Here is a 12,492-nt window from a genome sequence, read left to right on the forward strand (position 1 = left end):
TAAAATAAAAAGTTTCGTAATACAGAAACATATATATTGATTCTAAAGAATTTAAATTTTATAATGTTTCGTAATAAGGAATTATTTTTAACAGGAAGAGGTAAAAGTATAATGGATGTGGAGATGGAAAAGAGAAAATTTTTAAATCTATGTGGCAAAAGAGATCGAGCATTATTGTCAGGTGAAAAAAGAATGACATTGGGGGATATGGAACGATTGACATATCTGACAGAATTTTTTGAACTGGAGAACTATGGAATCGCCTTATGGAAAGAATTTGGTGATGATGTAAAAGAGCCATTTGAAGCGATGATGAAAATGTTAGATGAGCCGGAGTGCATAGAAGATCGATGGCTTGATGACGAAGCAAAAGGGGAAAAGTGGTTGTTAGAATTTCAGGAACTGGCATTAACGGAAGAATACAGGGAATGGATTCGAAATTATATCGATAAAAAATATGAAGAAAGAGGATTACCATATCCGACAGGAGCAGACTTCGATTAAGAGGTCTGCTTTTTTCTGGTCTTTTGGGAGGTGATAAGAGGTGGAAGTAAGTATTTATGAACTCTTGGCGGCAGCAAGAGAATCGGCTAAATCTGATTATATAAAAGGGGACAGCATTTTGTGTGAGAAGAGATTTCATCCAGATACCCATTACATGGTAGAAATAGAACTGCTGAAAAATGATAACAAGCTGGGAAAAAAGGGCAATTATATACGGAAGTTTTTGACAGAACCGGAGTATCTTCCCATTTTACAAAAGCAGGAAAAACATCTCATAAAAATAAAAAGACAGGCAATTGTTCAAAAAGGAAACTTGCGATATATCCCTCCCCCGGACAGGCTGGACCGCCGCCGGGAGAGGGATCTTTTATAACCGGCTGGGAAGGAACAGTAGTGTTCCTCTGGCGATAGTGGTATAAAAAAGCCAGATTTTCCGCAGGTTTTGGGACGCTGGAACATAGAAAAGTGTTCACGAATGGCACTTTTGCAACGATCCGTTGCAGCAGTGACAACATTTTTGACCTTACGTTAAACAGAAAAAATGAAAGGATGTGATTGCGATAATCATAGGAATTGATCATGGCTATTATGCCATTAAAACAAGACAAGTGTCTTTCCCAAGTGGAATTATTGGGTATGATTACGAGCCGTATACCATGCAGAATGTTCTGCAATATCAAGGAAAGTATTATGTCTGCGGTACGGGAAGACAGACGCTGGTAAAAAATAAAACGTCAAATGATAATTATTATCTGCTGACGTTGGCAGCCATTGCAGAAGAAATCAAGCATCGGAAAGCGGAACGAAAGACAGAGGTAATTCTGGCTGTTGGACTTCCGCTTTCAAGTTTTGGAAGAGAGAAACAGGGATTCAGGGAGTATCTGTTGCGGAAAGAGCAGCCAGTGCGATTTTTATATGAAAGTGAGTTATATGAGATAACAATAAAAGATGTGAAACTGTTCCCACAGGGATACTCTGCGCTTGCTCTGCATCCAGAGTATCTGAAGAATGAACCGTCTGTTCTGCTTGTTGATATTGGTGGCTGGACCGTTGACCTTATGAGGCTGGACAATGCTGTTCCGAATGCAGCAACGTGCAGAAGTCTGGAACTTGGAGTAATCCGATGTATTGATGAGACAGCAGAACAAGTGCGTAGAAATACCGGACTGTCTGTGACAGAAACTCAAATTGAGCGTGTGCTTCGGGGAGAATCTTGCAGTATGGCAGAAGAGGCCAGACGGATCATACAGGAAAACGGACGGAAATATATAGAAAGAATACTGTCTGCGGTGACAGAATCCGGGTTTGATCTCCGGGCAGTACCCACCGTATTTATGGGGGGAGGCTCTGCAATTTTAAAACGCCACGTGACCACACAGGACGCGATTTGCCGCCCCGTTTTTATAGAGGACGTCCATGCCAACGCAACAGGGTATGAACGGATTGTACAGCAGATGTGGGCGAGATGACACGCCCTGTGTATTCGTTCCGCCCGAATCTGAAAAAACCAGAACACCAAAGGGCATGGGAGAAATTTCAAAGTGTTCCAGAAGGGCAGAAAAGCCAGTATCTGGTTCAGGCAATTCTGGAAAAAGAGGATCGAAAATGGCTGGAAGAAGTCATTCAAAAGACGATAAAAGAAAGTGTTCGAGAATTAGGAATATGTGGCACTACGGAACAATCGACAACGAACCCATCATCGGAAGAAATACCAGATCAGATGATGGATTTTCTATCTCAAATGGAAAATTTGTAAAGGGGGTGAGGCCTATGATTGCACGATACATACATTGTTGGATCTGCTAGGGGTAAGGCATAAAATGCATCGTTATCTTTGGTGGGTATTGTGAATAGCTTTCCATGCGGCTTTGGAGTATGTTGTGTGTAGCGAAAGAGAAAGGAGAAAGGTTATGGCAGAAATGAAAAATATCTGCGGAAAGATCCCGATGGACTTACATGAGAAAGTAAGAGAAGAGATTGAACTCACAGAAAGCAGCACACAAAAATTTTTACAACAGGTCATTGAAGAACATTTCAACAGACTGGAAGGAAAAGGAGAAATAAGCATGGGAGCAGTAAGAACAGTAGCAGTACAGGTATCAGAGGAATTATTCCAGAGATTAAAAGTAGTCATCGGAAAGAAACACATGAAACAGAAAGACTTCTTAATTCAGATTATAGAAGAAGCACTGGAAAAGGCAGAGGCCGAATGGCAAAGCAAAGATCAGCCTGAAGAATCCGAACAGACAATTGGAGAATTGGGAACAGAAGAAACACAACCGGAAGAAAGCACTGAGCCGGAAAGGGACAGCGAACCAGAAGAGGAAAGCGAACCAGATGGAGAGAGCGAACCGAAAGAGGAAAACGAACCAGAAGGGGAGAGTGAACTGAAAGAGGAAAACGAACCAGAAGGGGACAGCGAACCGGAAGAGGAAACTGAACCAGAAAGAGAAACTGATCTGGAAGAAGAAACCAAAACAGAAGAACCAACAGAATGGTAACCAATTGATACAGAATAACGAAGGGCGGTATGAGAAATCATGCCGCCTGTTTTTATCAGCAAAAAGGAGGTTGATAGCCGCAACCATTCAATTTTTTGATCTCTTTAGCGGAATCGGGGGATTCCGTGAAGGCTTAAGACGGGCAGGAAACTTTGTCTGTGTCGGACATTGCGAGGTGGATACTTATGCGGATAAGAACTACCGATTGCTGTTTGACACAGAAGGGGAGTGGTATTGTAGTGATGCAAGAACAATTGAACCAGAACGAATGCCAGATTTTGATTTACTCTGTGCAGGATTTCCTTGCCAGGCATTCTCTATCGCCGGAAAGCGAGAAGGATTTGCTGACGCAAGAGGAACTCTCTTTTTTGAAATTGCCCGGATTCTTGAAGCTAAAAGACCCTCGTATTTTATCCTTGAAAATGTTCCCGGTTTGTTATCGCATGACAAAGGCCGGACGTTTTGCACCATCCTCAGTACGCTTTCTGAACTGGGGTATCATGTCGAATGGAAAGTGCTTAACAGCAAGGATTTCGGAGTCCCCCAAGCAAGAAAGCGGGTGTATATTGTCGGATATCTTGATTTCCGATGTGCCGGAAAAGTATTACCTGAACCAGAAACAAATGGAGCAGCTCTTGTTCAAATCCGGGCAGGAAGTCAGGGAAAAAGAGTCTACAGTCCAAAAGGATTAAGCTGTACCCTGACATCACAAGCCGGAGGAATGGGTGGAAAGACAGGATTATATGATGTGGGTGTTCCAATTAAAGAAAATACAAAGCTCGGCTACAAACTTGCAAGAGAGGGTGACAGCATCGATTTAGGCTATGCGAATCTCAACAGCAGGAGAGGAAGAGTCGGACATCAGATAGCACACACCCTGACTACAGGTATCCAACAGGGAACACTTCATTTTGTAGATTTGTCTCCGCCACCACTGGTAACTGAAGAATGCAGAAGCCTTAATACCCGACAATGTGGAATCCATAAATACAAAGGAGAATGTTCCGGCGTATTAAGTGAAGAAGGGGCAAGAGCAGTCCTTACACCAGCCAAAGAAAATGTCCGTCAGAACGGCAGACGCATGAAAGAACCAGAAGAACCGATGTTTACAATTACTGCAACCGATCGTCATGGCATCTTGTATCACGGAAGAATAAGAAGATTAGTTCCAAGGGAATGTCTGCGACTGCAGGGGTATTATGATTGGCAAATAAATAAAATCATAGACAGCACTTCTGATGCACAGCTTTATAAACAGGCTGGAAACGGAGTAACTGTCAATGTTATCGAGGCAATTGGCAGATTGTTACAAAAGGCAGACTCCGAACTCAACACACAGGAAGTGTCTGAGAAAGGAATCCATTAGGCATGATCGGTATAAAAGACCAATACTTTGGCACAGAAATCGAGATGACAGGAATTACCAGACAACGTGCTGCAGAAGTTGTTGCTGAAATGTTTGGAACAGAAGCATATTATGACGGCACTACTTATGGAGTCTGGTCAGTGATAGATTTGGAAGGAAAAAAGTGGAAATTTATGTCTGATGGGAGCATTTATACACAACGAAAAGTATACGGTCGAATTGTAGACGCAGGTGGAGAATATTCAACAGAAATGGTATCTCCGAAATTATCCTATGATGAAATGGGTAAGTTACAGGAAGTAGTACGATGTCTGCGACAGCATGGCGGTTTTGTAAATGAGTCCTGTGGTCAGCATGTTCATGTAGATGCATCGAATCATACACCGCAGAGTCTGAAAAATGCACTGACAATTATGTATGCAAAGGAAGATATTCTGTTCAAAGCACTGAAAGTGCAGGAGAGAAGAGCAAATAGTTATTGTCAGAGGGTGCGACCGGAGGTATTGGAGAAAATCCGAAAAATACCAAATAAATCAATCACAATGGACCGAGTAAGAAATGTCTGGTATGGAGGCAGGGATGGAAGTCATACCCATTATGATCATACCCGTTATTATGCTCTGAATCTTCATGCTGTGTTTTCAAAAGGAACTTTGGAATGGCGCTGTTTTGAAAGCACACTTCATGCAGGAAAGGTAAGAGCAAATATTACTCTGGCATTAGCCATTTCCGCACAGGCGATCAATCAGAGATCGACACAGATGAAAAAGACACTGATATCAGAAAATCCAGCATTTACATTTCGTACATTTTTATTGAGACTTGGGTTAATTGGAGACGAATATAAAAATGTCCGAAAACATTTGCTGGCAAATCTGGATGGTGATCTTGCGTGGAGATATGATAAAAGCACGTATGAGTGTTTGAAGAAAAATCAAAGGACAGAAGGAGTCAGATAGAGGTGAGAAAAAATGGAAGATAGATATTACTTCGCTTATGGCAGCAACATGAATCTGGAGCAGATGAAGTACAGGTGTCCGGCTGCGGAAGTTGTGGAAAATGTCCGGCTTGAAGATTATCGGCTGGCATTTCGAGGAAAGGCTCCGGGTAACGGAGTAGCAACGGTACTGCCGGAAAAGGGAAGCTGTGTCGAAGGAGTTTTATGGAAAATCACAGAAGCGTGTGAGAAGAGTCTGGATTTCTATGAAGGATTCCCAAGTTTTTATGGGAAAGAATCGATTCAGGTAAAAAATCAGGATGGAGTGGAGAAAGAGGTGTTTGTATATATGATGAACGCTCCGCACAAAGATGTTCCGGCAAGACCATCGAAGTTTTATCTGGATGGAATTCTGGAAGGATATAAGGATAACCAGATTCCAACAGATTCTGTCATGAAAGCGGTGAAGCGTACCAGACAGGAAGTGAAAAAAGAAAAAAATCGATATACAAGATAAAACGTACCGCAGAGGAAACATCTTCTGCGGTATTTAATTAAAAAAATCTATTTATAATTAGGAAGGAAAAGCACATGAAGGTTAGAAAATTAAAGACCAGAATAGCTGCTTTTGGACTGGCTGTCCTGATGGGCATCAGTACCTTGAGCAGTGTAAATGCGTTTGCGGTCGAACAGACAGGCTCGGAACAGCAGACGGAAGTACAGGCGGTAACAAGCCAGAAAGATACATCGGTTACAGCAGATGATATCACAAAAGCGGTTTCGGATGAAACATTTGCGGTGGAAACCTGTATGGAAGGAATCCATTATGATGCAGAAAAAGAAGATGTTACGCTTGTAAGTATCAAAGATGAGAATGGTGGAGAGTATCATTCTGACAAAGCAGGAACATATATTGCCACTTATATGGTCGTTCCAAAAGATAAGAGTGACAGCTATACCATCACCCGGAAAGTGACTCTGACGGATACAGAAGGTCAGGCACATTCTGAAGAAAATGGTGGAGAGAAACAGAAGTCAGATACAGAATCTGAAGATGATTCGGATTCGCCTGTGCAGAACTACACAGATGTAGAAATTGAAACATCCGAAGAAGATGCATCTGCACAGGCAGTCAAAGAACTGAAAGAGGACATCGAAGAGGGAAATGTGATGGTATTGTCTGCGGCTGAAAGAGCTACAAGCAGCGGTTCCACAGTTACATTGACAAAGGGGAGAACTATTTATTATCCAAGTTATATTGGAAATTATCTTACTTGCCTGTTTACAGTCAATGGGAAAATTGCATACTGCCTTCAGTCCCAGAAAGCATCCCCACCGAGTGGAAGTTATGTAGCACAGGTACTGGACAGCAATAAAAATCTACAGAAAGTCCTTTATTATGGTTATGGCGGGGCAGGAGATCTGACAGGAAGTTATCTGTCTGGAAAAACGGAAGATGAAAAGTATGTGTATACACACATTGCAGCCAGCTACGCTTATGCAGGAGAAGCCGGATTTACAGGGTGTAATTATAATGACCTTGTAAATGCAGGGGTTATCGCATATATCAATTATCTGTTTGGACAGGAAGAACCGCCAAAAGGTGAACTGAGCCTTTCAAGCACAAAGCTGAATGCAGTACGGGATGGAAACATCCAGAAAACACCAAATATCACACTGTCTGGAGATCACAGAAACTATGTGACATTGAGTGTACCGGAAAATGTGACAGCACATAATCTTTCCAAAGGAACAAGTGTTACAAATGGAAAAATCCAGATTTATGGTGGAGATACATTCTATCTGTCTGCGGATTTATTACTGACAGGCAGTTATGCTTCCGGCAACTTATATGGTTCTGTCGGAAAGACATGGAGAACACTGGTGCTGACAACCGGAAATTCCAAGCAGGATATCGGTGTATTTGAAAGTGAAACAGCAGCTCCGGTAAGTTTTAGTGTACAGTGGCTGAATATGACACGCATTGAACTTATGAAGAAAGATGTCAATACACAGAATCTACTGTCAGGAGCAGTTTATGGTATTTATACTGATAAGAAGTGTGAAAACCTGCTGATGACAATGTCAGCAACCGGAAGAGATGGAAAAGCAGTCAGCGATTATTTTGATTCTGCACTGAAAACTGTGTATGTAAAAGAGATCACTGCTCCGACAGGATATAAACTGAATACAGAAGTATATAAAGTGGCTGTTGCAGCCGGAAAGACATTGAATGTAACAGCAACAGATGAGAGAGTCACCGGAAAAGTAAAAATCGCAAAGATCGATAAAGAAACACTTGCATTTAAAGCGCAGGGGGACAGTGCTCTTCGTGGTGCGGTGTATGGTCTTTATGCCAAAGAGGACATCGTGCATCCGGATGGCACAACAGGAGTTCTGTATAAACAGGACAGCCTGATTGCACAGGGAGTCATCGGAGATGACGGAACACTGGAATTTTCAGAATTATACCTTGGAGAAATGTATCTAAAAGAAATCACTCCACCGGAAGGATATACACTGGATACTACCAAATATGAGGTATCAGTAACTTATGAAGGTCAGGATGTTGCCGAAGTGACAAGAGACCTTACGGTAAAAGAGCAGGTAAAGAAACAGGCATTCCAGTTAATCAAAATCAGTGAAGATGGAGAGCAGACAGAAACGGACCTGGTTGCAGGAGCAAGATTTAAGGTATATCTGATCAGCGACCTGACACAGGTGAAAAATGGGAAACTGAAACCGTCCAATGGAGAAAGCTATACAGCAAGTGATTTCAAGAATTATGACTTCAGCAAAGAGCAGGTTGCAGTTACTTATGAGAATGGAACCGCCGTACCAGTACCGGAACTGATCACTGATACCAAAGGATATGCAGTCAGCCCGGAACTGCCGTATGGAAGTTATGTTGTAGTGGAAAGCACTACCCCGGAGAATCTGAAAACCATTGATCCATTTGTTGTAAATGTGGAAAATGACAGCAGAGAACCAATGCAGTGGAGAGTATTTGATGACCGTCCGTTTGAATTTTTGTTGAAAATCGTAAAGAAGGATGCACAGACTGGAAATACGGTTTTAAAGGCCGGAGCCTCTTATAAGATTTACGATGTGACAAATAAGAAATATGTGGAACAGGTTGTTCAGTATCCGAAGAAAGAAAAGATCAGTGTATTCAAAACAAATGAGGAAGGATATCTGATCACACCGCAGGAACTGAAGTGCGCTACCTATCGAATCGAAGAAGTAAAAGCACCGGAAGGATTTGTAAGACAGGGAAGCGAAGAGTCCCTGTATGATGGAACAACGATTATTTCACCATTAGAGCAGACTACAAAAGGAACATATAAAGAAAATCCACAGAATGGTATTGTAATTACAGTATCCTCAAACACTGCACATCAGATTGATCCGGATACAGGAGCTGCGATTGTAGAAGTAGAACAGAAAAATGACGAACAGGTAGGAAGCCTGCTCCTGACGAAAAAGGGAGAACAGCTTACCGAAGTAACCGGAGATTCTGTTCTGGCAAAAGTAAAAGCACTGGTTTCTAAAGTAAGAAATACCGTATCTGGTAAAGAAGAAACAGGTATTTATAAAGGCTTTAAATATGAAGAAACCGGAGTAGAAGGTGCTGAATTCGAAGTATATGCCAAAGATACCATCTATTCACCGGACGGAGCAAAGGACGAAGAAGGAAATCCAGTTGTTCGTTATGAGAAAGATGATCTGGTAGCCAAACTGACTACAGATGAAAATGGAACAGCAGTTATCAACAATCTGCCACTGGGAACGTATTATCTGAAAGAAGTTGTAGCAGGAGAGAATTTTGTCCTAAATACAGAACAGAAAGAATTTACCCTGACAGCAGAGGATGATACACAGGCAGTTGTTTATGAAGGCGTTACCTATAAAAATGAAAGACAGAAAGTTTTCGTATCAGTAGAAAAGAAAGATTCTGTCACAGGCGAAAAGCTGGAAGGTGTTATTTTTGGACTGTATGCTGCAGAAGATATTCTTTCTAATCAGGGAGAGGTTCTCGTAGAGAAAGATACCTTGCTGGAAAAGAAAGCAACGGATGCAAAGGGAACACTTACTTTCGACAGTGATCTTCCACATGGAAAATACTATGTCAAAGAGGAAGTCAGAAAAGCTGGATATCTTCCAAATGAGGAAGTATGGAATGTAGATGCAACTTACGAAAATCAGAATCTTGCAAAGATTGAACTGAACAAAGAAGTTGAGAATCAGCCGACAGAAACACGCATTACAAAAACAGATGCAACTACCGGAAATGAGCTGGAAGGAGCCAAACTGCAGGTCATTGATAAAGACGGAAATGTTGTGGAAGAATGGGTAAGCAGTAAGGAAGAACATGTCATTTACGGACTGCCGGAAGGAAGTTATACCTTACATGAGGAACTGGCTCCTTATGAAGATGGCTATGTGTCTGCCAGCGATGTGATGTTTGAAGTCAAAGAAGATGGCAGTGTGACAAAGGTTGAGATGAAAGATGAATATTCCAAAGTGGAAATTTCAAAAACAGACCTTACAACCGGAAAAGAACTGGAAGGGGCAAAGCTTCAGATTATCCGCAAAGACGGAACTGTTCTGGAAGAGTGGATTACAGATGGAAAACCACATTCCGTTGAAAAACTCCCAGTCAATGAAGAACTTACTCTGCGTGAGATCACAGCACCGGATGGTTACGAGATTGCGGAAGATGTCACATTTACATTGAAAGATACAATGGAAGTCCAGAAAGTAGAAATGAAAGATGCCAGAACACCGGAGAAAACAACAGAAAAAACAAATGCACCAAAAACAGGTGATAACCAGAAAATATGGGCGTTTGTTCTGCTTGCACTGGCATCTGCTGGAACAGCTACAGGAGTGACTGTATACCGCAGAAAGAAGTCAAAAATGACAGACAACAAAAAAGAAACAGAAGAAAAATAAAATAAAAATTACAGGATAAACCAATCTGACAGGGCAGGAGATGTGCATAAAGCAGCTTCTGCCCTGTCTGTATATAAGGAGAAGAATGATGAGACGTTTTTATACAGCAGAATCAGTAACAGAAGGACACCCAGACAAAGTATGCGATCAGATAGCAGATGCAATCTTAGATGAATGTCTGCGTTACGATCCATCTTCGAGAGTGGCGTGTGAAGTCCTTGCTACAAGAGGAAATGTGTTTGTAGCAGGAGAAATCACCAGCGGATATGAACCACCAGTGTTTGATGTGATCCGAAAAGTTTTAGAAGAGTGTGGGTATTGTACAGATGGGATAGAAATGGATACGTTTGTACACCAGCAGAGTCCAGATATTGCGAAAGCAGTGAGTGTGTCGAAAGAATTTCGGGATAATATTGGTGCAAAGATAAGAGACAGAAGCAGGGGAGCTGGAGATCAGGGTGTTATGGTCGGATATGCGTGCGATGAGACTCCGCAGCTTATGCCAATGCCGACTGTTCTGGCACACCGGATCACACGTGAACTTTCGGCTTGCAGAAGAAGCGGATATATCAAAGATATCTTTTCTGATGGAAAAGCACAGGTAACCGTAGAATATGAAGATGGAAAACCAGTGAGACTGGAAAGTGTTGTTGTTTCCTGCCAGCATGGTGCAGAAAAGAGCCTGAAGAAGTTAGATGCCGAGATTAGAGAGAAAGTGCTTCGCTCAGCACTCAGATTACTGCCGCCGGATGAGGATACGAAGATTCTGATTAATCCGTCAGGAAAATTTGTGTGTGGAGGGTTTGATGCAGATACCGGACTGACGGGGAGAAAGCTGATGGTGGATACTTATGGCAGTATGATTCCGCATGGCGGCGGTGCATTTTCGGGAAAGGACTGTTCGAAAGTAGACCGTTCGGCGGCTTATATGGCAAGGTATATCGCCAAAAATATAGTAGCTGCTGAGTTTGCAAGCAAGTGTCAGGTGTCTCTGGCTTATGCAATCGGAGTAGCAGAACCGGTTATGATTGAGGTAGATACCTTTGGTACAGGAAAAGTGTGTGCAGATGATTGTCTGGCGGCAGCAATCCCACTGGTGTTTGGAGTGACACCCGTTCAGATCATGGAATCCCTTCGATTGAATCGTCCGATTTTCCGGCAGACGGCAGTTTTTGGTCATTTTGGAAGAAAGGAGTTTCCTTGGGAGCGGACAGATAAGGTACTGGCTCTTCAGGATACGATTCTGTAATGCCTTGGGTAACAGAAGAAGAGATTCAGGCAGCAAAAAATATGACTGCGTATGAGTATTTGCGAACACATCAGGCACAGAGACTGCAAAAGACAAGAACCAGAAATGAATGGCAGTTGACGGACCATGACAGTTTTAAAATCAATGAATTGTCGAGTAAATGGCATTGGAAATCCAGAGATATCGGGGGAGTGTCTGCACTGCGGTTCCTGATTGAAGTGGATGGAATGAAATTTACAGATGCTGTAAAACTGCTGTGCGAAGAGAGTCCGTCTTTTATTCCGACACAGTCTGCCGAAAAGGAAAAACCACTATTTAAACTGCCGGAGAGATATTGTAATTGCAGACGAATCAGGGCTTATTTAAACCACAGAGGAATCAGCGATGAAGTGATCACATATTGTATTTCACATGAAATCCTTTATGAAAGTGTCCCGTACCATAACGCTGTTTTTGTTGGGAAAGATGAATCCAGAAAAGCAAGATATGCATTCCTGCGAGGAATCTATGAAAAAAACGGGAAGGGATTCAAGATGGAGCAGACCGGGAGTGAAAAAAAGTACAGCTTTTGCATTCCACCTGAAAGAGAAACAAAGCGAGTTGTCGTATATGAAGCATGTATTGATGCATTGGCACACATGACACTGGAAGAGGGAAATAGGGATAAATATCGTCTTTCCCTTGGGGGAATCGCTGCTCCGAAAGAAAACGCACAGATACAGAGTGAACGTTTTAAAAAGCCGCCGGACGCACTGGAAGAATTTCTGAAGAATCATCCGGAAATCAAAGAAATTGAAATCTGTACCGATAATGACTTTGCAGGGAGATGGGCGAAAGAACAGATGAAAAAGCATTACGAGGGAACGTATCAGATTATTTGCAATCTGCCGGAAAAAGAAGGGGCAGATTATGCAGACCTTGCGAAAGAAAAAAAGCAGGCAAATAAATGCAGGGACAGACCATTAGAAAGAAGGTGATA

11 protein-coding genes are annotated in these 12,492 nt (G+C 42.2%); all 11 read left to right on the top strand.

The features are described from left to right. Positions 1 to 192 precede the first annotated feature (192 nt). The 11 genes from ACYQ5K_RS08895 to ACYQ5K_RS08945 all read left to right on the top strand — a co-directional run bounded on the left by ACYQ5K_RS08895 (position 193) and on the right by ACYQ5K_RS08945 (position 12,490). The gene (locus tag ACYQ5K_RS08895; protein ID WP_215727210.1) at positions 193 to 504 is read left to right on the top strand and encodes a hypothetical protein; all 312 of its coding nucleotides are present in this window, start codon (positions 193 to 195) and stop codon (positions 502 to 504) included. A 40-nt stretch (positions 505 to 544) separates the two neighbouring features. Beyond that, a complete protein-coding gene (locus tag ACYQ5K_RS08900; RefSeq protein WP_005341391.1) occupies positions 545 to 877 on the top strand; it encodes a DUF5720 family protein in 333 nt (110 codons plus the stop codon). A 187-nt stretch (positions 878 to 1,064) separates the two neighbouring features. Next, positions 1,065 to 1,973, top strand: a complete 909-nt coding sequence (locus ACYQ5K_RS08905; protein WP_158526417.1) for a ParM/StbA family protein — start codon at positions 1,065 to 1,067, stop codon at positions 1,971 to 1,973. Beyond that, complete coding sequence (locus ACYQ5K_RS08910) at positions 1,970 to 2,260, top strand: plasmid segregation centromere-binding protein ParR (RefSeq protein ID WP_110102373.1); 291 nt, start codon at positions 1,970 to 1,972, stop codon at positions 2,258 to 2,260. The genes ACYQ5K_RS08905 and ACYQ5K_RS08910 overlap by 4 nt, the downstream gene beginning before the upstream one ends. Positions 2,261 to 2,414: 154 nt before the next feature. After that, the gene (locus ACYQ5K_RS08915; protein ID WP_459777464.1) at positions 2,415 to 3,005 is read left to right on the top strand and encodes a hypothetical protein; all 591 of its coding nucleotides are present in this window, start codon (positions 2,415 to 2,417) and stop codon (positions 3,003 to 3,005) included. A gap of 70 nt (positions 3,006 to 3,075) precedes the next feature. Beyond that, complete coding sequence (dcm, locus tag ACYQ5K_RS08920; protein ID WP_110102375.1) at positions 3,076 to 4,371, top strand: DNA (cytosine-5-)-methyltransferase; 1,296 nt, start codon at positions 3,076 to 3,078, stop codon at positions 4,369 to 4,371. A 2-nt stretch (positions 4,372 to 4,373) separates the two neighbouring features. Further along, on the top strand, positions 4,374 to 5,330 hold the full coding sequence (locus tag ACYQ5K_RS08925; RefSeq protein ID WP_006426990.1) for an amidoligase family protein: 957 nt from the start codon (positions 4,374 to 4,376) through the stop codon (positions 5,328 to 5,330). Positions 5,331 to 5,342: 12 nt separating this feature from the next. Beyond that, the gene (locus tag ACYQ5K_RS08930; RefSeq protein WP_015513326.1) at positions 5,343 to 5,825 is read left to right on the top strand and encodes a gamma-glutamylcyclotransferase family protein; all 483 of its coding nucleotides are present in this window, start codon (positions 5,343 to 5,345) and stop codon (positions 5,823 to 5,825) included. Positions 5,826 to 5,899: 74 nt separating this feature from the next. Further along, positions 5,900 to 10,264: a SpaA isopeptide-forming pilin-related protein gene (locus ACYQ5K_RS08935; RefSeq protein ID WP_459777465.1), complete on the top strand. Its 4,365-nt coding sequence runs from the start codon at positions 5,900 to 5,902 to the stop codon at positions 10,262 to 10,264. An 88-nt stretch (positions 10,265 to 10,352) separates the two neighbouring features. Then, on the top strand, positions 10,353 to 11,513 hold the full coding sequence (gene metK / locus ACYQ5K_RS08940; RefSeq protein ID WP_164979694.1) for a methionine adenosyltransferase: 1,161 nt from the start codon (positions 10,353 to 10,355) through the stop codon (positions 11,511 to 11,513). Further along, on the top strand, positions 11,513 to 12,490 hold the full coding sequence (locus ACYQ5K_RS08945; RefSeq protein ID WP_227408319.1) for a DUF3991 domain-containing protein: 978 nt from the start codon (positions 11,513 to 11,515) through the stop codon (positions 12,488 to 12,490). The genes metK and ACYQ5K_RS08945 overlap by 1 nt, the downstream gene beginning before the upstream one ends. Positions 12,491 to 12,492: the final 2 nt, after the last annotated feature.

The organism is Allocoprococcus similis, assembly GCF_054660775.1.